14 protein-coding genes are annotated in these 19,920 nt (G+C 60.7%); 8 read left to right on the forward strand and 6 right to left on the reverse strand.

Features of this window, described 5'->3' with window-relative positions:
* Positions 1-60 precede the first annotated feature (60 nt).
* The gene (locus tag VF684_RS20080) at positions 61-1,083 is read right to left on the reverse strand and encodes an MBL fold metallo-hydrolase (protein ID WP_245131571.1); all 1,023 of its coding nucleotides are present in this window, start codon (positions 1,081-1,083) and stop codon (positions 61-63) included.
* A 155-nt stretch (positions 1,084-1,238) separates the two neighbouring features.
* Here VF684_RS20080 and VF684_RS20085 point away from each other — a divergent pair, with 155 nt between their 5' ends.
* From VF684_RS20085 to pdxY, 6 genes are all read left to right on the forward strand, one after another.
* Positions 1,239-2,138 carry a LysR family transcriptional regulator gene (locus VF684_RS20085; RefSeq protein WP_376898844.1) on the forward strand — a complete coding sequence of 300 codons (900 nt, stop codon included), beginning with the start codon at positions 1,239-1,241 and terminating at the stop codon, positions 2,136-2,138.
* 88 nt (positions 2,139-2,226) lie between these two features.
* Complete coding sequence (gene yjeH / locus VF684_RS20090; protein WP_376898842.1) at positions 2,227-3,507, forward strand: L-methionine/branched-chain amino acid transporter; 1,281 nt, start codon at positions 2,227-2,229, stop codon at positions 3,505-3,507.
* 392 nt (positions 3,508-3,899) lie between these two features.
* Positions 3,900-5,447, forward strand: a complete 1,548-nt coding sequence (cadC, locus tag VF684_RS20095) for a lysine decarboxylation/transport transcriptional activator CadC (protein WP_376898840.1) — start codon at positions 3,900-3,902, stop codon at positions 5,445-5,447.
* A gap of 757 nt (positions 5,448-6,204) precedes the next feature.
* Positions 6,205-7,539 (forward strand): cadaverine/lysine antiporter, encoded by a 1,335-nt coding sequence (gene cadB, locus VF684_RS20100; RefSeq protein WP_005338486.1) that lies wholly within the window; start codon positions 6,205-6,207, stop codon positions 7,537-7,539.
* A 77-nt stretch (positions 7,540-7,616) separates the two neighbouring features.
* On the forward strand, positions 7,617-9,749 hold the full coding sequence (locus VF684_RS20105; protein WP_236347354.1) for a lysine decarboxylase CadA: 2,133 nt from the start codon (positions 7,617-7,619) through the stop codon (positions 9,747-9,749).
* A gap of 93 nt (positions 9,750-9,842) precedes the next feature.
* Positions 9,843-10,703 carry a pyridoxal kinase PdxY gene (gene pdxY, locus VF684_RS20110; protein WP_376898838.1) on the forward strand — a complete coding sequence of 287 codons (861 nt, stop codon included), beginning with the start codon at positions 9,843-9,845 and terminating at the stop codon, positions 10,701-10,703.
* A gap of 76 nt (positions 10,704-10,779) precedes the next feature.
* On the opposite strand, the gene VF684_RS20115 is transcribed toward pdxY, so the two are convergent.
* The 3 genes from VF684_RS20115 to VF684_RS20125 form a co-directional block, all read right to left on the reverse strand.
* On the reverse strand, positions 10,780-11,211 hold the full coding sequence (locus VF684_RS20115) for a PliI family lysozyme inhibitor of I-type lysozyme (protein ID WP_323924008.1): 432 nt from the start codon (positions 11,209-11,211) through the stop codon (positions 10,780-10,782).
* A gap of 61 nt (positions 11,212-11,272) precedes the next feature.
* The gene (locus VF684_RS20120) at positions 11,273-11,944 is read right to left on the reverse strand and encodes a hypothetical protein (protein ID WP_323924007.1); all 672 of its coding nucleotides are present in this window, start codon (positions 11,942-11,944) and stop codon (positions 11,273-11,275) included.
* A 50-nt stretch (positions 11,945-11,994) separates the two neighbouring features.
* Positions 11,995-14,028, reverse strand: coding sequence for a M13 family metallopeptidase (locus VF684_RS20125; RefSeq protein ID WP_376898836.1), 2,034 nt, complete (start codon positions 14,026-14,028; stop codon positions 11,995-11,997).
* 180 nt (positions 14,029-14,208) lie between these two features.
* Between VF684_RS20125 and tilS the strand changes: the two genes are divergently transcribed.
* On the forward strand, positions 14,209-15,567 hold the full coding sequence (gene tilS, locus VF684_RS20130; RefSeq protein WP_201915093.1) for a tRNA lysidine(34) synthetase TilS: 1,359 nt from the start codon (positions 14,209-14,211) through the stop codon (positions 15,565-15,567).
* Positions 15,568-15,656: 89 nt separating this feature from the next.
* Here the strand turns inward: tilS and VF684_RS20135 are convergent, their stop codons facing one another.
* Positions 15,657-16,559 carry a GGDEF domain-containing protein gene (locus VF684_RS20135; protein ID WP_376898832.1) on the reverse strand — a complete coding sequence of 301 codons (903 nt, stop codon included), beginning with the start codon at positions 16,557-16,559 and terminating at the stop codon, positions 15,657-15,659.
* Between the two features lie 118 nt (positions 16,560-16,677).
* On the opposite strand from VF684_RS20135, the gene VF684_RS20140 reads away from it, so the two are divergent.
* Positions 16,678-18,630 (forward strand): cation:proton antiporter domain-containing protein, encoded by a 1,953-nt coding sequence (locus VF684_RS20140; protein ID WP_376898830.1) that lies wholly within the window; start codon positions 16,678-16,680, stop codon positions 18,628-18,630.
* Between the two features lie 28 nt (positions 18,631-18,658).
* Here VF684_RS20140 and VF684_RS20145 read toward each other — a convergent pair whose 3' ends face one another.
* Positions 18,659-19,804, reverse strand: coding sequence for a patatin-like phospholipase family protein (locus VF684_RS20145; RefSeq protein WP_005347843.1), 1,146 nt, complete (start codon positions 19,802-19,804; stop codon positions 18,659-18,661).
* Positions 19,805-19,920 lie beyond the last annotated feature (116 nt).

Here is a 19,920-nt window from a genome sequence, read left to right on the forward strand (position 1 = left end):
AAAGATAGCCCCCGGTGTCGATTGCGGATGCCGACCATGGCTGACCGGCATCCGTGCCATCTATTTGTTGTCGATATTCTCCGACTGCCAGAGGGCATAGCCCTTGCCAGAGGCAGTGGTGGGTAGATCAATCTGCATCAGGTCGTTGCCGATGACAAAGGGGCCCGAGTAGCGGGCGCGCAGATCCTGCGCCAGATCTTTGACCCTGATCTTGCCGTTGAGGCCGATATGGCTGAATACCGTCAGCGCCGGTTTGGCTTCGTTCATTACCCGGGCCGCCTGCTCAGGGGAGGCGAGGTGACCGGCGATCGCCTTGTAGCCGGGGTTGGCCTTCATCTGCTCGGCAGAGGTCATGGAGACGCAGTGCACCAGCAGGTCGGCCCCTTTGGCCTGCTTCACCACTTCGGGGCTGTAGCGGGTATCGCCGGAGAGCACCACGCTGTGGCCGTGGTAGTCGATGCGATAGCCGAATGACGGCTTGATGTTGACCCCGTGGTCGTTGTCAAAGGCGGTTACCTTGACCCCGTCATGGTTGTAGACCACCCCGGCGGTGACCTCGTGGCTGTTGATCTCCACCCCGTCCAGCGGCGTTCCCTCATCCTTGACCCGGGTGGCGATGTCGGTGGCGTAGGCCTGCTGCAAGCCACGGGCGAGAGCTGTGGTGCCTTTGGGGCCGTAGAGTTCCATCGGCGCGTGGCGCTGGCCATAGGCCGGTTGCAGCCAGCCGGTCAGCCAGAGATCCGCCAGCCCGTTGGTGTGGTCGGAGTGAAAGTGGGTGAGGAAGAAGGCGTTGACCCGGCCGATGGGGATATGCAGCTGCCACAGGCGAGTGGCGGAGTTGCGGCCAAAATCGAACACCAGCTTCTGGTTGCCCGCTTCGACCAGGGTGCTGTAACCGCCCCGGCTGATCTGGGGTACCGGAGTGCCGGTGCCGAGCAGGCTGACCCGAAAGATATCGTGCCGGGCTTGAGTTGCTGAGGCAGGGGCATGGTCGTGGTTGCTGATAAAGCTGCTCTCGGCAGCCTGACTGGCGCCGCTGGCCAGCAGACCGACCAGCAGGGCGGCCAGATAGGTGCTTTTCATGGGAAGTTATCCTGTGGGGAAGGGACGGCATCACTGTATTGGTAACTAAAGGTTGAATAAATTGGCTAGAATTCATTTATTACTAAACTTTAGGTTGTGAATCAGGGCCCTGGTCGCGGGCCAAATGGCCTTGAAAAGGGCAAAAAGGAGGGGTTGTGGACCGATTGACCAGCATGCGTATCTTCACCCGGGTGGTGGATCTCGGCTCCTACAGCGCGGTGGCGAGCGAAGAGGGGATCAGCGCCCAGATGGTGGGCAAGCATGTGCTGGGGCTGGAGCAGTGGCTGGGGGGCAAGCTGTTTCACAAGACCACCCGCCAGCAGACCCTGACCGAACTGGGCCAGCTCTTTCTCGCTCGTTGCCAGCGGGTGCTGGAGGAGCTGGCTCTGACCGAGTCACTCACCCAGAACCTGCTGGCCGAGCCGGCCGGACGGCTGCGCATCGCCGCCCCCCTCAGTTTTGGCCACCACCGGCTGGTGCCGCTGTTGCCCGCTTTTCTCGACCGTTATCCCAAGCTGGAGGTGGATCTGCAGCTCACCCCCCGCTGGGTCGATCTGGTGGAGGAGGGGTTCGATGCCGCCATCCGCACCCTGCGCCCGCAGGATGAGGCGCTGATCGCCCGTCCGCTGCTGACCCAGCACTACCGCCTCTGCGCGGCCCCCGACTACCTCAATCGTCACGGCGTACCCCGTCATCCGGCCGATCTCGCTCGCCACCAGTGCCTGCACGGCAACTGGGGGGAGCACGAGCGCTGGAAGTTTGTCGGGGAGGATGGCCAGAGCGAGGAGGTGCGGGTCGCCTCGCGCCTGCGCATCAATCACTGGCCAGCCTTGTTGACGGCTGCGTTCTCGGGGGCTGGCATCACCTTACAGCCCGCCGAACAGGTGCGTGAGCATATCGCTGCAGGGCGTCTGCTGCCGCTGCTTGGCCGCTATCAGAGCCCGGCCAAGATCCTCTACTTCATCTATCCAGCGGCGCGGCGGCAGGTGCTCAAAATCACCCTGCTGGGGGATTTTCTGGCCGAATTCCTGCAAGCTGAGTCCGAGCCTGAATAAAAGGCTGCATATTCTCGCTGCCGTGCTTAACAAAGGGGCGGGGCAAGCCTAACATGGCGGGATGTTTTTTTAGTCAGGACAAAAGGATATGTCTGGGTTGAAAAAGGATCTCGGGCTCTGGCAGGGGATGGGGCTGCTCGCCACCTCGCTGCTCGGCACCGGGATCTTCGTGGTACCGGCGACTGCCGCCTCGCTGGCGGGTGGGGCCTCGCTCTGGGCCTGGTTGCTGCTGATTGCGCTGGTGCTGCCCATCGCCTTTACCTTCGCTCGCCTCGGTCGTCGCTATCCCCATGCGGGCGGTGCGCCGCACCTGATTGGCCTTGCTTTTGGCAACGGCGCCGAGCGCTTCTCCGCCTTTCTGTTTCTGGCGGTGCTGCCGGTGGGGCTGCCTGCCGCCCTGATGATTGCCGCCGGTTTCTGGCATGCCCTGTTCGAGATGGGGGAGTGGACCCTCTGGGCCATCCAGTTGCTCACCCTGCTCGGGGTCTTTCTGCTGGGGCTGCGTGGGGCGCGATCTTCCGGCAACCTGCAACTGCTGATTGCGCTCGCCATTCTGGGGCTCACCCTGCTTATCTGGTTCAAGGGGGAGGTGAGCTGGCGCGATGCGGCCCGGCCGCTGCCGAGCGCGGACGAGTGGCCCTTTATGGCTACCGCGCTGGCGGTGATGTTCTGGTGTTTCGTCGGGCTGGAAGCCTTCGCCCATATGGGGGAGGAGTTCAAGCGGCCGGAGCGGGACTACCCCATTGCCCTGCTCGGCGGGGTGCTGCTGGCGGGGCTTATCTACTGGGTGCACTCGCTGGTGGTGCTCAAATATGGCCTCTACGGCGATGAGGCGAAAAACGCCACCGCCATCCCCTCCCTGCTGGCGCTGCTGTTCGGCCCCACCGCCAAGTGGCTGGTGGCGGTGCTCGGCTACCTCTCCTGCTTTGCCAGCATCAACATCTACATTCAGGGCTTTGCCCGGCTGATCTGGAGCATGGCGCGGGAAGGCAAGTTGCCCCCCTCGCTGGCCGTGCTCACCGCGCGCGGCGCGCCGCTGCGGGCGCTCGGTCTGGTGCTCGCCATCTGTCTGCTCTGCATCACCCTCATCATCTGGCTGCGACTGCCGCTCGATGAGCTGATCCGCTACGCCAACGGCAACTTCGTGCTGGTCTACCTGCTCTGCATGGCGGCGGGCTGGCGTCTGCTCGGCGGGGTGGGCAAGGGGCTGGCGGGGATAAGCGTGCTACTCTGCGCTCTGGTGCTGGTGGCGCTCGCCACTCAGGGGCTCTATGCGGTGGTGCTCAGTCTTGGCTACGGCGGCTTCTCGTTGTGGCGGCGTCATCTGCGCCGCAGTCGTCAGCAGGATGCGCTCCCGCTGGCGAAGTAACGTCTCCCCGATGGTCGAAGAAATGAGAAAGCCCTGATGTTCAGGGCTTTTTGATTCCGGCATATGGGATGTTCATATGAATACTAGTTGGCACGCTATTTGCCGAAAAGTGCGGTGTCGGATCAACTCAACGGCGATTTATAGCCAAAAAAAGTGGGATCCAGCTCCCGTTTTGCTTAAAGTGCTCCCTTCCGATCCCGGTGGTCGGAATGCCCGCAAGGATGCCCTTCAGACGTAAACAGGATGGCCTGGCCAGACTGACTCTCAGAGATGTGATTGCTTCGGTTCTCTTTTTATCTGTCACCTGTGGTGATAGCGCCTTGTTCCGTTCAGTCAGCCCGGGTTTTGCGTCTCTCTCATCGTGCATTGTCACCATCTGCAGCGAGTGAATCATGAGCGAATCGGTTTTTGAGATCCACGACTGGACCCTGAGCGTTGACGACAACATGTTGTGTCGCCCCGACCGCGAGGTCTACCTCGAACCCAGACTGGTCAATCTGTTGCGGTTTCTGGCCCATAATGCCGGCACTGTGTTTGGCCGCGATGCCTTGATCAACGAGGTGTGGGATGGCGCCGAGGTGACCGATCAGGTGGTGACCCAGTCCATCTTCGAACTGCGCAAGATCCTCAAAGATGGTCGCACCGATGCGACCGACTATATCGTCACCGTGCCCAAGCGCGGCTACAAGCTGGTGGCACCGGTAAGGCCGCTGCCGGTGGTTTCCGTGGTGATGGCGGACGAGCAGTCCGCGGTCAATACCGCTCTCTCCGACAACCCGACGCTCTCCGATCTGAGCCCGCCCGCGGCTGAGCAGGATGATGATGCACAGCCCAATGTCGCCCCTTTTCCCGCCGGGCCCCTGACCCGCGCCATCTCCACCCATGCCAAGGATGCTCGCAGCCGCTGGAAGATGGTGAGTTTCGATATCTTCGTTGCCATCGTGCTGATCGCCATTGTCAGCATGCTCAGCTACCAGCACACCAGCCCCCAGGTACACTCCATGCTGGATCCCAATCTGCTGGTGTTCCGCTTTCACTCCGGCATGGATGACAACAACGAGAACGTGCGCCTCGCCGATGGCATTACCCGAGCCCTGATGGGGGAGGTGGCGGTGGCTACGCCGCTACGGGTGCAGTACGGCGCCACCACTCTGATGGGGGGCATCATGCCCGGCAAGGAGCTGAGTGTGCGTGTCACCCGCCAGCCGCGCGGCACCTATCTCGATCTGGAGTATCGCAATATCAATACCAACCGGGTGCTGTTCAGCCATCAGTACCAACTCAGTCGCCACAGTGTGCACGGCGTGTTGCAGGCCAGCAGCCAGGATCTGCTGCGCGCCCTCGACCAACCCGATGCCGAGCCGGGGATGGGTTGGCCGACCGATGATGCCTCCCTGATGGCGATGATGGAGGCGCAGTACTACATCAACAGCCGGGATCCGGTCGCCCTCAAGCGCGGCATCGATCTGCTGGAGCAGGCGCTGATTGCCCATCCGGATCAGCCGCTGCTGTTGGCAGAGCGCTATCTGGCTGGCGAGGCGCTGGCCACCCTTGCGGGCAAATCCGAGAGCGAGCGGCTGCAGGGGATTGGCACCCATCTCGCCAGCGTGGTGCAAAACAGCGGCGCCCTGCCAGCCCGGGTGTGGGAGGCGTTGACCCTGCAGGCGATCCTCAACGGCCAGCAACAGCAGGCCAACTATCTGCTGGAGAAGGCGGCGAGTCGCGGCCGCTCGGTGCTCTATTACATACTGCAGGGCAAGCTGGCGGAGCTGGACGGTCGTCCCGAGGCTGCGGGTGATGCCTACAGTCAGGCCTTCCTGATGGAGGCGACCGAGCAGACCTATCTGCTCTGCCAGCAGCTCGGTTTCTACAGTAATATGGAGAGCCTCACCCCAGCCCTGTTCAATGCGCTGGGCCAGAGCAAGGTGAAGCTCTTTTAACACCGCAGTTTGGTTTTCCCCCGGTCGGCGCGCGGTTGCCGACCCCATCCACAGGCTGCCTTCGGGCGGCCTGTGCGGTTTCTGCTTGTCTCAATCCTGCTTCTTTGCCACCGGGGATAGTCGCTCTGGTGAGTCATGATTTATCCCCCGCAGCTCCCCACTATCCCCATTTTCCTTTGTCTTGCCCGCGGCATTCGCAGCACTCGCGTTTGTTCGGCTTCACGCCGTGCACGCAGCTTGTGACATCTGCTCATGGTTGGCGGCGGGATAAGCTGTCTGCCACGACCCATTTCTCATTGCTTACCGGTTATCGCCGTTGCGCTTTACCTCTGAGTCTGGATTGTGATGAGCCGAGCGAAGGGGAAAGCAGGAGGTGATCGGCCACTCAGGGTGATGGTCTGCAGGGCTTCCAAATGGCCGCAAGGGCAGGGGGTGCAATGGGAGCTGCTTTATCCCGGGTTTATCTGGTCAAAAATATCAAGACGGCGAGATAAGGGGGTTATCAAGGGGAAAAAATTGGGCGGAAGGATATCAAGGTTTTATCAAGATGGCTGTGTGATGTGATGTCAATCCACTGTTTTTAAATGGTTTTTATCAAAAGTGACGAGGCGGCGAAAAAAGTTGCCTCATATTTTTATCCGTTAGCTGGTCTTTATGTTTTCCGGGGATGAGAGGCCTAGTCTGTGCCCATTCTTTGGCGGGGCGTTCCGCCAAATGTGTATGTGACGACCCGACCTTTTATAGAACCGGAGATCTTATGTCCCTAGATACGAGCAAGAAGATTGGCCTTATCGCCTGTACAGGTGTGGTGGCCGGCAACATGATGGGGAGTGGCATCGCGCTGCTGCCTTCGGCACTGGCCACCATCGGCTCCATCTCTGTCTTTAGCTGGGCAATCTGTCTGGTAGGCGCCATGGGCCTCGCCTTTGTCTTCGCCCGCCTGGCTACCAAGAACCCGCAAGAGGGTGGCCCCATTGCTTACGCTGGCGAGATCTCTCCGGTGTTCGGTTTCCAGACCGGTGTGCTTTATTACCACGCCAACTGGATCGGTAACCTGGCAATCGCCATTACCGGCGTCTCCTACCTCTCGGTCTTCTTCCCCATTCTCAATAGCCCAATTCCGGCCGCCGCAGCCACCATCGCTGCCGTCTGGATCTTCACTTTCGTCAACCTGCTTGGCGGTAGTTGGGTGAGCCGACTCTGTACTCTGGGTCTGGTGCTGATCCTGCTGCCGGTTGTCGGTACTGCGGTGATGGGTTGGGGTCATTTTGATGCCACCGTCTACAGCCAGAACTGGAACACCACCAGCGGTAGCGACCTGCATGCGGTCATCAGTGCCGTGCTGATCTGCCTCTGGTCCTTCGTCGGTGTTGAATCTGCCGCCGTCTCTTCCGGCATGGTGAAGAACCCCAAGCGCACCGTACCGCTCGCTACCATGCTGGGTACCGGTATCGCGGGTGTTATCTACATCCTCTCTACCCAGGTGATCAGCGGCATGTTCCCGGCTGGTGAAGTGGCTGCCTCCGGCGCCCCGTTTGCCATGGCCTCTTCCGCCATCTTCGGTAGCTGGTCTGCGCCGTTTGTTTCTGCCTTCACCGCTCTGGCCTGCTTCACCTCGCTCGGTTCCTGGATGATGCTGGTAGGCGAGGCGGGCAAGCGTGCCGCCAACGACGGCAACTTCCCGAAAATCTACGGCGAAGTGGACAAGAACGGCGTGGCCAAGAAGGGTCTGATCCTGGGCTCCCTCAAGATGACTGCCCTGATGGTTGGCCTGACCGCCTTCACCTCCCAGTCCGCTCACGCTGCCGATCTCTTCAACGTGCTGACCACAGATGCGGTGCTGCTGACCATGCTGCCCTACTTCTACTCCAGCATTAACCTGATCCGTTTTGAAGGCATGACCTCCCGCAGCATCGGCGCCATGATCTTCTCCGGTGTGGCCTGTGTCTTCTGTCTGGTAGCCCTGATGGGTGCCAAGGGTTCCAACCTCACCGCTACCTTCGTGGTGTCGCTCATCATCCTGATGTTCTACGCCAAAAAACAGGGTCTGCGTCAGCACGATGCCCTGCTGAGCGAACAGCCCAGCAACTGATTCCCCCTTTTATCTTCCGAGCGCTCTTCACTCACCATCCCTGATGGAGAGCGCCCCTTTACGTGTGGAGCATTACGATGAATATCATTGCCATCCTCAACCACCTGGGCGTTTTCTTTAAAGAAGAACCCATTCGCCAGCTGCAAGCCTCCCTCGAGCGCAAGGGTTTCGAGGTTGTTTATCCGGTCGACGTCGCCGACCTGCTGAAACTGATTGAGAAGAACCCCCGCGTTTGCGGCGCCATCTTCGACTGGGACAAATACTCCCTGGGTCTGTGCAAGGAGATCCACGATCGCAACGAGAAGCTGCCGATCTTCGCCTTCGCCAACGACCAGTCCACCCTGGATATTCACCTGACCGACCTGCGTCTGAACGTGCACTTCTTCGAGTACCGTCTCGGTATGGCTGACGACATCGCCCTCAAGATGGGTCAGGCCACTCAGGAGTATCAGGACGCCATCCTGCCGCCGTTCACCAAGGCACTGTTCAAGTACGTGGAAGAGGGTAAATACACCTTCTGTACTCCGGGTCACATGGGCGGTACCGCCTTCCAGATGAGCCCGGCCGGCAGCATCTTCTATGACTTCTATGGCCCGAACGCGTTCAAGGCTGATGTCTCCATCTCCATGCCGGAGCTGGGCTCCCTGCTGGATCACTCAGGTCCGCACAAGGAAGCCGAAGAGTACATCGCCCGTACCTTCAACGCCGATCGCTCCTACATCGTTACCAACGGCACCTCCACTGCCAACAAGATCGTCGGCATGTACTCCGCGCCGGCCGGCAGCACAGTGCTGGTTGACCGTAACTGCCACAAGTCGCTCACTCACCTGATGATGATGAACGACGTGACGCCGATCTACTTCCGTCCGACCCGCAACGCCTACGGCATTCTGGGTGGTATCCCGCAGAGCGAATTCAGCCGCGACACCATCGCTGCCAAGGTTGCCGCGACACCGGGTGCCCAGGCTCCCCGTTACGCCGTCGTCACCAACTCCACCTATGATGGCCTGCTCTACAACACCGGTTTCATCAAGGAAGCGCTGGATACTCCTTACATCCACTTCGACAGTGCCTGGGTGCCTTACACCAACTTCAGCCCGATCTATGAAGGCAAGTGCGGCATGAGCGGTGAAGCGATGCCGGGCAAGGTGTTCTACGAAACCCAGTCCACCCACAAGCTGCTGGCGGCCTTCTCTCAGGCCTCGATGATCCACATCAAGGGGGACGTGGAGGAAGAGACCTTCAACGAAGCCTTCATGATGCACACCTCCACCTCGCCGCAGTACGGCATTGTGGCATCGACCGAGATCTCTGCCGCCATGATGCGTGGCAACACCGGCAAGCGTCTGATCAAGGACTCCATCGATCGCGCCATCTCCTTCCGCAAAGAGATCAAGCGTCTGCGTGATCAGAGCGAAGGCTGGTTCTTCGACGTATGGCAGCCGGACAACATCGACACCGTCGAGTGCTGGAAGCTGGATCCGAAAGATGACTGGCACGGCTTCAAGGACATCGATGACAACCACATGTACCTAGATCCGATCAAGGTCACCCTGCTGACCCCGGGTATGGGTCGTGACGGCCAGCTGCTGGAGAAGGGCATCCCTGCCTCTCTGGTCTCCAAGTTCCTGGACGAGCGCGGCATCGTGGTCGAGAAGACCGGTCCTTACAACATGCTGTTCCTCTTCTCCATCGGTATCGATCAGTCCAAGGCGATGCAGCTGCTGCGCGCCCTGACCGAGTTCAAGCGTGGCTACGACCTGAACCTGACCATCAAGAACATCCTGCCGAGCCTCTATCGTGAAGACCCGAGCTTCTACGAAGGGATGCGCATTCAGGAGCTGGCCCAGAGCATCCACGATCTGACCTGCAAATACCGTCTGCCGGAGCTGATGTTCAAGGCGTTCGATGTGCTGCCGGAGATGAAGATGACCCCGCACGCTGCATGGCAGCAAGAGCTGGCAGGCAATCTGGAAGAGGTGCCGTTGCGTGACATGGTTGACCGCATCAGCGCCAACATGATCCTGCCGTACCCGCCGGGAGTACCGCTGGTACTGCCGGGCGAGATGGTGACCCAGGATTCTCTGCCGGTGCTCGAGTTCCTCGAGATGCTGTGCGAGATCGGTGCCCACTACCCGGGTTTCGAGACCGACATCCACGGCCTCTATCGTCAGGCCGATGGCAGCTACACCGTCAAGGTGCTGCGTTAATCGACAGTGACAACAGTCGAAAGTGACAACAACGGGCCGCAAGGCCCGTTTTTCCCTCCGGAATTCCTGTTCTTATTGCGTGAGTCGCCAATCATGAAGCGAGTGCTCTCCATTCAATCCCACGTAGTCTTTGGCTGTGCCGGCAACAGCGCCGCCGTTTTTCCCATGCGTCGCCTCGGGATCGAGGTGTGGCCGATGAACACGGTGCAGTTCTCCAACCACACCCAATACCGTGAAGGCTGGCAGGGGATGGTGATGCCCGGCGGTCATATCCGTCAGCTGGTGAACGGTCTGGCGGAGATCGGCGTGCTGGCCGAGTGCGATGCGCTGCTGAGCGGCTACCTCGGCTCGGCCGAACAGGGGGAGGAGATCCTGGCGGCGGTGGCCCGGCTCAAGGCGCTCAATCCGGCCGCCCTCTATTTTTGTGACCCCGTGATGGGTCACCCTGACAAGGGGTGCATAGTGGCACCCGGCGTCGCCGATTTTCTGAAAACCAGGGCACTGGCCTGTGCCGATATGCTGGCCCCCAATCTGCTGGAGCTGGAACAGCTCACCGGCCGCGATATCCGCAATGTGCCGGAGGCCATCGAGGCGTGCCAGCAGCTGCGCGCGCAAGAGGTCAAGCTGGTGATGGTCAAGCATCTGGGCAAGGCAGGTTTTGCCATGGACCGCTTCGAAATGTTGCTGGTGTGCGAGGAGGGGACTTTTCACCTCTCCCGCCCGCTCTACCCTTTTGTTCGCCACCCCATCGGGGTGGGGGATCTGCTGAGCGCCACCATGCTGGCCAATCTGCTGGCCGGTTGTACCCCGGTCGCGGCGTTCGAGCTTACCAACGCCAGCGTTGATGCCGTGCTGGCCCGGACCTGGCTGGCGGGGGCTTACGAGCTGCAACTGGTGGCTGCCCAGCACGAGATGGCGCTGCCGCAGGTCTCCATTCGGGCGACCCGCCTCTGAGCTGGTTACGCCAACAGCAGAAACAACAAAGCCCTGATCATCAGGGCTTTTTATATTTCATATTCGGGGAGAGGGCTTAGTCTTGCGGGCTTTTGAGCGCCTTGACCACATCCTCTTTGGGCTCCAGCTCCTTGACCTGATTGAAGATCTCCAGCTCCCCTTGCGGGCTGACGGTGTAGGCATCGGCATCCTGATAGCTGCCGCTGCCAGCGCTCTCGATGATGACCACCAGCTCGGGCTGTTTGTCGCCATTCAAATCGACCAGTTTCAGCTCCCGGATAAAGCCGTTGCGGGCCATCACTTTGCCATCCTGAAACTCATCCAGTGGAAATTGGGCGTTCTGGCCCGAGTAGAGCCGCACGTCATAGCTGCCGATGGAGGCGGGCTCACCCACCCCCTGCGCCACCCGGATCACCTGCCCGGAGGGGAGGGGCAGTTGCTTGCTAAATCCCTCTTCGGCTTGAACTGATGTACCAATAACCAAAAGAAATAATAATGCTCGGTTCATGGCAGCTCCTGTCATGTGTTGGCTATTTGGATGAAAGGTATTCATTTTTTTCTTGAGTTCACTACTTTGGAAACAACTGTTCTTCTGGAAAATCACTTTCACTTTCCCAATATATGGGTTCGCTTCTACTTGAAATAGTAAATATGCCTTTGTCGAGAGTTAGTCTGCTAAATGTGGTTTTGGTCGACTCGCCATCCCACTCACCTTGTTTAGGGATATCAGGGAAAGAACTTACTACCAAAAAACCGGAGGGAACTTCGCGCCAATTAGCCCTGAGTGCTGATAAAAGTGTCCATGTTTTGTTTATCTCAGATCCTTTTAGCGGTAAAAAATGGATGCCTTTGGGTGATGCAGTAAAAGGTCGTGATTCCACACCATTAAATCCTCCGGCTCCCATAGAGCGATCTTCATCCAGAAGAAATACTGGTTTTGTTTGATCCACCAACTTGGTAGGACTGATTTTTGCTAAACGAAATACTTTCAATCGAGCAAGCTGTTCATTGTTTGTACCAAAAATGCGTATTTCTGCGTTGACCAGAGGTGGTTCCCAAGGGCCTTCTGCTTCAGAATAAAAACCCGCATTTGGATCCGATGCAACGCGAGAATCCTGATACAGACAAATACGAAGATCCTGTGAGGGATAGCACTCTCGCTGTTTGATGGTACTAGCCCAAGCTTCAGTAGCACTCGCATATAGGGAAAGAAGTCCCAGAGCCAGAAGCATCTTGTTCATATTTTTCTCTTTTGTATCAGGGCCCATGATTGGGCCCTGCTTTTTTATCATTACCAGATCTTCACCCGCTTCTGGGGCGGCAGATAGAGCTTGTCCCCCGGCTGGATGTTGAATGCCTCGTAGAAGGCGGGAATGTTCGGCACCACGCCGTTGACCCGGTACTCGGGCGGCGAGTGGGGGTCGGAGCGCAGCAGCATCTGCATCAGCTCGGGGCGATACATCCCCTTCCACACCTGCGCCCAGCCGAGGAAGAAGCGCTGTTCGCCGGTGAAGCCATCCAGCACCGGCGCCTCCTTGCCATCCAGTGACAACTCGTAGGCCTTGTGGGCGATGGTTAGGCCACCCAGATCACCGATGTTCTCCCCCAGGGTAAACTGGCCGTTGACGAACTGGCCGTTGATGGGCTCGAAGCGGTTGTACTGGGCCACCAGCCGGCTGGTGCGGAAGCGGAACTCCTTGAGATCCTGCGGCGTCCACCAGTCGCGCATCATGCCGTCACCATCGGATTTGGCCCCCTGATCATCAAAACCGTGGCCCATCTCGTGACCGATCACCCCGCCGATGGCGCCGTAGTTGACCGCATCATCCGCTGTCATGTCGAAGAAGGGGGGCTGCAAAATGGCCGCAGGGAAGACGATCTCGTTGTTGCTCGGGTTGTAGTAGGCGTTCACCGTTTGCGGCGACATGTGCCACTCGTCCCGGTCGACCGGCTTGCCGAGGCGCGCCAGACTGTCTGCATATTCAAAGGCTTGCGAGCGTTGCAGGTTGCCCACCAGATCATCCGGTTTGATGGTGATGGCGCTGTAATCTTTCCACTTGTCGGGGTAGCCGATCTTGGGGCGGAACTTGGCCAGCTTCTCGAGAGCCTGCGCCTTGGTCTCGGGCGACATCCAGTCGAGTTCCTTGATGCTCTGGCCGTAGGCGGTGCGCAGGTTCTCCACCAGCTGCTCCATCCGCTCCTTGGCCGCTGGCGGGAAGTAGCGAGCCACATAGAGCTGGCCGACCGCTTCACCCAGATGATCGTTCAGCACCCCGAGCGCCCGCTCCCAGCTGGCGCGCTGCTTGGGCGTGCCGCTCAATGTGGTGCCGTAGAAGGCGAAGTTGGCGCGGTCGGTCTCGCTGTCGAGATAGGGGGCGTAGTCGGTCAGCAGTTGCCACTTGAGGTAGGCCTGCCAGTCGGCGATGGGGGTCTGGGCCATCACCTGATCCAACGCGCTCAGATAGGTCGGCTGGCCGATGATGAGCTCCGGCTGACCAGCAATGCCCGCGGCATTGAGATAAGCCTGCCAGTCGAGATGGGGGGCGAGCCGTGCCAGTTCGCTGGCGGGGCGCTTGTTGTAGTTCTTCTCCCGATCCCGCAGGGCCACGTTGTCCCACTGGATGGTGGCGAGCCGGGTTTCGAGGGCCAGAATCCGTTTGGCCTTGCCGCTCGGGTCAGATTCCCCGAGGCGGTTCAGCATGGCGGCGATATGCTGCTGGTACTTCTGGCGCAGGGCCTGACTCTCGGGATCCTGCTTGAGGTAGTAGTCCCGATCCGGCAGCCCCAGTCCCCCCTGATAGAGGTAGACCGCATAGCGGTCGGGAGACTTGGCATCGGCGTCGATCCAGATGCCGAACGGCGCGCCGCCGCCCATGCGGCCCGACTGGGCAAAGGCGCGGGCCAGCGCAGCCTGATCATCGATCCGGTCGATATCGGCCAGCGCCGGTGCCAGCGGGGTGAGCCCTTTGATGTCACGGCTAGCCTGATCCAGATAGCTGGCGTAGAGATCGCGGATCTGCTGGGTCGGCGTGCCGGTGGCGGCCTCCTGCTTGGCCAGCCCCTCGGCCAGTACCCGCACATCGGCGAGGGATTTGTCCCGCAGCATGTAGAAGGCGCCATCGGCGGGGCGATCGTCGGGTATCTTGGCGGTGGCGAGCCACTTGCCATTGACGTAGCGGAAGAAGTCATCGCCGGGTTTGACCTGGGTGTCCATATTGGCCAGCGCCAGCCCGGAGTGTTTGGGGGCGTCTTGCGGTGCCTGACTGCAGCCAGCCAGCAGTGCCAGTCCAATCAGGCCGGCCAGTAAGCTTTTCTTATTGTTCATCTTGTTTGATTCCAATTCCGATTGTTTGCTTCCCTGCCCATCTTCCTTGCTCCAACCGGTTGTGCGACCGCCTTGCGGCTAGCCTGGTGGAGAGGGCGGGCGAGCCTCACTCTAGCAGCAGGGTTGCAGCTTGATAAGCCCGACTCTGCTAAGATCGGCCGGTCCGTTTTGGGGAAGCCTATGATTTCTCATCTTTATTCTCGCTTTTGTCAGACTCTGCCAGAACCGGAAGGTTCCACTCGCCTGCTGGTGGCCTTCAGTGGCGGCCTCGACTCCACCCTGCTGCTGGTGCTGGCGGCGCAGTATGCCCGCGAGCACAGCCTGCCGCTTCGCGCCCTGCACGTGCACCACGGCCTCAGTCCCCATGCCGATGAGTGGGTCGCTCATTGTGAAGCCGTGTGTCAGCAATTGGCGGTGGAGCTGCTGGTGGAGCGGGTAACACTGGCCCGTGGCAATGGCGAGAGTCTGGAGGCGCAGGCCCGCACAGCCCGTTACCAGCGGCTGACCGCCCGGATGCGGGAGGGGGAGTGGCTGCTCACCGCCCACCATCAGGACGATCAGCTGGAGACCCTGCTGCTGGCCCTCAAGCGCGGCGCCGGTCTGCGTGGTCTGGCCGGCATCTTGCCAAGCCAGCCCTTTGCTGGCGGTCTGCTGCTGCGGCCGCTGCTCGATATGAGTCGCGCCGAGCTGGCCGAGGCGGCGGCGAGCCTCCCCTTTGGCTGGGTGGAGGATGAGAGCAATCAGGATGTGAGCTATGACCGCAACTTTTTGCGCCAGACGCTTATCCCCCAACTCAAGGCGCGCTGGCCCGCCATGGCCCAGACCGCGGCACGCAGCATGGCCCTGTGCGCCGAGCAGGAGGCGCTGCTGGAGGAGTTGGCCGAGAGCGACTGGCAGCTGGCGGGTGAGGGGGAGGCGCTCCATATCGGCCCGCTGCACGCCCTTTCACCCACCCGGCGCAACAACCTGCTGCGCTACTGGATCCGCCGTCAGGGGGGGGAGATGCCATCCCGCGAGCAGCTTGCCCGGCTCTGGCAGGAGGTAGCGCTGGCGCGCGGCGATGCCAATCCCCGGCTCAACTGGGGGCGCCAGAGCTGCCGCCGTTTTCAGGAGCGACTCTATCTGGTGAGCCCTGATCTGCAACCTTGCCATCAGCTGTTGCCGCTGACCGTGGGTGAGCCGCTGACCCTGCCGGACGGTTTGGGCGAGCTGGTGGTGCGCATGGCGGAGCACGGCGAGGGGCTGCTGCGTTCCCCCCGAGCGGACGAGCCGCTCTCGGTGCGTTTTCAGGTAGCGCCCGGGATCCCCCTCAAACCGGTGGGGCGAAGCGGTAGTCGGCGGATGAAGAAGTTGCTGCAGGAGTATGGCGTGCCTTCGTGGCAACGGGGGCGCATCCCCATCCTCTACTATGGCGAGCAGGCGGCGGCGGTGGTGGGACTCTTTGTCTGCGACGGTTTTATGGCGCAGGGGGCCGGGCTGGTCTGCCACTGGCAGGGGAGCGGTGCAGCCCCGGTTTTGCCCGAGCAGGATCTTGCCTGAGGAGGTCTCGGCGTGAGAGGGAGTTAGCCCCAAAAAAAGAAGCTCCGGTCACATGGCGCGCATGTGCCGGAGCAAAGAAGAGTTCGGGATTATTCGTTAGGGCTGGCCTTGCCTGCTTTCTTGCGGGCGTAGAGGTGACTGTCGGCCGCCTCGTAGAGGCTCGGCACATCGACCCCGGATTGCCAGCTGGCGGCGCCAAGGCTGCATCCGACCGAGAAGGTGCTGAGCTCCTTGTTGGTCATCAACATATGCTGCAGTCGCAGCCAGACCGGGCGCCACGCCTCGGGTTCGGCCGGTTGCAGCAGCAGGGCAAATTCATCTCCCCCGAGCCGGAAGGCTTGATCCGTGCTGCGGATGCACCCCTTGAGCAGCTGGGCGAAGCGGCTCAGCACCAGATCCCCCACCGGATGACCCCAGGTATCATTGATCTGCTTGAAGCGATCGAGATCCAGCAGCACCAGCACCAGACCGTGGGGCTCGCGGCTGTGCTGCTCGATGGCGCGACCGATAGCCTCGTCAAAGTAGGAGCGGTTGCCAAGGCCGGTCAGGTGATCGAGCCGGACCAGCTGATCCAGTTTTTCCAGCCGCAGATAGAGGGGCAGCAGCAGGCAGAGCAGCTGATGGTATTGCATCAGTCCCCGTTGCTGGCTGCCGCTCAGCGGATGTTCCAGCTCGTAGTGAAGCTGGCCGAGCAGCTGGCCATGCTGACCGCGCAGCTCGAACGGATAGTTGTGCAGGTTGAGGGTGGCCTGCGGCGGGTGCTGGATCAGCACGTGATGCTCGGCGCTATCGAGATAGAGGCCATGGATCCTGACAATTCTTGCCGCACGATCGGCAAAAGTTGTCAGCAAACCGCCGAGATCGCTCTGCCCCAACAACTGCTCAAGCAACTGGTTGCGCTCAACGCTGGGCAAGGGCGTGAGCCGCTCCATCTGGCGAACCCACTGCTCGATGCCATGGCTAAAGCCATTAAGTGACGACGTATTTTCCATGGTCTTCCACCTGTAACACCTGACTACTGTCTCCTCCCTGCAATTGGCATGCCCAATATATCTTTCCTGCCCGCCAGATCGGCTGACTAAGCTTAAGTCGATAAAAGGAGAGGGAAATTTGTACACCGACCTGTTGATCCTGCTGTTCGCCGCCGTGCTGCTGGTGGCGACTTTCCGGCGCCTCGGCTTGCCGGTGATCCTCGCCTACCTGATTGCCGGCGTCTTGCTCGGCCCTCACGGGCTGGCGGTGATCACCGGCCAGTCGATCATGCAGACCATTGCCGAGCTGGGGATCGTCTTTCTGATGTTCTCGCTGGGGTTGGAGTTCTCCCTGCCGAAACTACTGGCGATGCGCCGGTTGGTGCTGGGGGTCGGGATGTTGCAGGTGCTGCTCACGTCACTGCTCTTTTTCGCTATCGGCTGGTGGTGGGGGCTGGGTCTGGCCCAGTCGCTGGTGGTAGCGGGAACGTTGGCACTCTCCTCGACGGCGGTGGTGATCAAGCAGCTTGGCGAGCAGAAGCAGCTCCATACCCGCCGCGCCCAGCTGGGGGTGAGCGTGCTGCTGTTTCAGGATCTGGCGGTGGTGCCCCTGCTGGTGATGATCCCCATCCTCGCCCAGCCGGAAGTGCAGGGGAGTGCGCTGGCCGCCGAGATCGCCTGGGCCACCCTCAAGGGGCTGTTTGCTCTCTTCACTCTGCTTGCGGTGGGCAAGTGGTTGCTGCCACTGCTGTTTCACGAGGTGGCGCGAGCCCGCTCCGACGAGTTGTTCGTGCTGAGTGCTCTGCTGGTGGCGCTGCTGGCTGCCTACATGACCCATTCGCTCGGGCTGTCGATGGCGCTGGGGGCGTTTCTGGCGGGGATGATGCTGGGGGAGTCCCACTACCGTCATCAGCTTGAGGTAGACATCAAGCCCTTTCGCGACGTGTTGATGGGGCTCTTTTTTATCACCATCGGTATGGCTATGGAGTGGGAGCTGGTGGCGCGGGCTTGGTGGCAGGTGCTGATCTGCGTGGTATTGCTGGTGCTGTGCAAATCCCTGCTGGTGCTGCTTGCCGGGCGGCTGATGGGGGAGCGCAAGCGCGACAGCATGGCCGCCGGCATCATGCTCAGTCAGGTGGGAGAGTTTGGCTTCGTGCTGCTGGCACTGGCACTGCACCACGGTCTGCTGGATCAGCAGCTGGTCTCCCTGCTCATCGGCATCGGCATCATCTCCATCGCCATGACCCCCTGGCTGGTGACCCAGGCCCATTCGCTGGCCCGCAGCCTGACCGAGCCGGCGCTGCTGACCCGCTCCGAAGTCGCCCAGTCGGGCCTGAGCAAAAACCAGCATGTCATCATCGCCGGGTTTGGCCGGGCCGGGCAGACCTGTGCCCGCTTTCTCAAGATCGAGGAGATCCCCTTTCTGGCCCTCGATCTTGACCCGGAGCGGGTGAGCGAGGCCAAGCTGGCGGGGGAGCAGGTGGCCTTCGGCGATGCCAGCCGCCGCGATATTCTGCTGGCCGCCGGGCTGCTGCGGGCGCGGCTGGTGATCATCACCTTCGATGATCGCAAGCGGGTGGAGGCGATGCTGGCACTGATCCGCGAATTGGCGGGGGATCTCAAGGTGCTGGTGCGTACCCGGGATGACAGTTTTCTGGAGCAGTACAAGCAGGCGGGGGCATTTGAGGTGATCCCCGAATCCCAGGAAGGGGCCCTGATGCTGGTCTCCCATCTGCTGGTCAATTGCGATATTCCCCTCGGGCGGGTTATCCGCCGGATGGAGCTGGAGCGCAGCAGCCAGTATCGCTTCCTGCACGGTTTCTACTGGGGGGATCAGAGTGCCAGCAATCTGGAGGCAGATCAGTTGCTTGAACGTCTCCACCCTCTGCTGCTGCACGATCAGGCGTGGGCGGTAGGCCGTGAAGTGCGCGAGTTGCCGCTTGATGAGGTGCGGATCAAGGAGGTGCAGCGTGGCGATCAGAGCCTGGAGCCCAGACCCGAGCTGGTGCTGGCGGCCGGTGACCGGCTGATCCTGTTTGGTACCGTGGTGGCGATGGAGCAGGCGGAGCAGCGTTTGCTGGAGGGACGCTGAGTCCCCTCGCACTCATCGGCCGCGCCCTTTATTCCCGCTCTTTTGGTAGCCCTTCGATATCGAGGAAGGCGACGACCCGCTCTCGCTCCCTCAGGGTGTCCTGATAGCCCAGCTTGATCAGCTGCTGGCAATAACCCGGATAGAACATCAAAAAGCTCGCCAGACTGCTGGTCTCATCTCCCTTCACGCCCAGCACCCGCAACAGACGGCGCAACTTTAGCGGCAGTTTGCGCAGGTAGGCCAGTGCGATGGTGTCGAGATCCTGACTCGGTTTCAGCACACAGGTCTCCACCCGCTTCAGCTTGAGGCGGTTGCGCTCCCGCTCCGGGATAAGATCCAGAGTCTGGTTGATGCGCCACAGCCGCTCCAGATCGGAGTTGAGGGTGTCGGTAAAGACCGTATCGAGCAGATGGCTGGCGATATTGGAGCTGGTGAGATGGCCGTGATGATGGGTCGGTGCCGAGTGCGCCGGCGGATCCAGGGTGATCAGCAGGATCCGCTCCGCCCCCAGATGGATGGCGGGGCTGAGCGGGCTCAGCTGGTGGATAGATCCGTCGCCGTAGAACTTCTCGCCGATCCGGGTGGCTGGAAAGACAAAGGGGAGAGCCGAGGAGGCGAGCAGGTGCTCCGATGTAAGCACGGTGCGTACCCCGCGCCGTCTGGCTCGCTCCCACGGATGATGGTCGGCCCGCCCCTGAAAGAAGGTGGTGGAGAGGCCGTCGTCGTAATCCGATGCCGTGATGGCCAGCGCCTCCAGACTGCCGTAGAGGATGTTGTCATCGATGCGGTGATAGTCGATAAGTTGATCCAGCAGGCGGTGCAGCGGCGCGTTGTCAAAGAGGTGAAAGGCGTGGTTGGTGTGGGGATTGATCAGCCCCGCCGACCCCTCGTACATCAGTCGCCACAGCAGGCGCCCCGGGTGAAAATCGAAGATGTGGTGAGTCTCGAAGCGGCGCCAGACCCACTCCAGCTTGCGCACCCCCAGATGGAAGCAGGAGGCGTAGCAGGCCAGCGCGGTGACATTGATGGCCCCCGCCGAGGTGCCGCAAAGGATGGGAAAAGGGATGCCGAGATTGCGCGGGTAGAGCTCCGCAATCGCTTTGAGTGCGCCGACCTGATAGGCGGCGCGGGCACCGCCACCGGTGAGCAACAACGCTGTATTGGGTCTGGCCATATGCTGGCGCCTTATTGTGTTCTGACAAGAATGTTCCCACTGACAAATTAACTATAAGGCGCTGTATCAAATATAAAAACGGGCGCTCGCCCGTTTTTTTCATGGCCGCTTTTCAA

The organism is Aeromonas sp. Lyrl_2 (genome assembly GCF_051948815.1).
Taxonomy (GTDB): Bacteria; Pseudomonadota; Gammaproteobacteria; order Enterobacterales; family Aeromonadaceae; genus Aeromonas; species Aeromonas veronii.

What these genes read in the sequence shown, in the direction of transcription:
- VF684_RS20115 (WP_323924008.1), bottom strand. Translation starts at nt 11,211, where the DNA reads ATGAACCGAGCATTATTATTTCTTTTGGTTATTGGTACATCAGTTCAA.
- VF684_RS20120 (WP_323924007.1), bottom strand. Translation starts at nt 11,944, where the DNA reads ATGAACAAGATGCTTCTGGCTCTGGGACTTCTTTCCCTATATGCGAGT.
- VF684_RS20105 (WP_236347354.1), top strand. Translation starts at nt 7,617, where the DNA reads ATGAATATCATTGCCATCCTCAACCACCTGGGCGTTTTCTTTAAAGAA.
- VF684_RS20135 (WP_376898832.1), bottom strand. Translation starts at nt 16,559, where the DNA reads ATGGAAAATACGTCGTCACTTAATGGCTTTAGCCATGGCATCGAGCAG.
- tilS (WP_201915093.1), top strand. Translation starts at nt 14,209, where the DNA reads ATGATTTCTCATCTTTATTCTCGCTTTTGTCAGACTCTGCCAGAACCG.
- VF684_RS20125 (WP_376898836.1), bottom strand. Translation starts at nt 14,028, where the DNA reads ATGAACAATAAGAAAAGCTTACTGGCCGGCCTGATTGGACTGGCACTG.
- VF684_RS20145 (WP_005347843.1), bottom strand. Translation starts at nt 19,804, where the DNA reads ATGGCCAGACCCAATACAGCGTTGTTGCTCACCGGTGGCGGTGCCCGC.
- VF684_RS20080 (WP_245131571.1), bottom strand. Translation starts at nt 1,083, where the DNA reads ATGAAAAGCACCTATCTGGCCGCCCTGCTGGTCGGTCTGCTGGCCAGC.
- cadB (WP_005338486.1), top strand. Translation starts at nt 6,205, where the DNA reads ATGTCCCTAGATACGAGCAAGAAGATTGGCCTTATCGCCTGTACAGGT.
- pdxY (WP_376898838.1), top strand. Translation starts at nt 9,843, where the DNA reads ATGAAGCGAGTGCTCTCCATTCAATCCCACGTAGTCTTTGGCTGTGCC.
- yjeH (WP_376898842.1), top strand. Translation starts at nt 2,227, where the DNA reads ATGTCTGGGTTGAAAAAGGATCTCGGGCTCTGGCAGGGGATGGGGCTG.
- cadC (WP_376898840.1), top strand. Translation starts at nt 3,900, where the DNA reads ATGAGCGAATCGGTTTTTGAGATCCACGACTGGACCCTGAGCGTTGAC.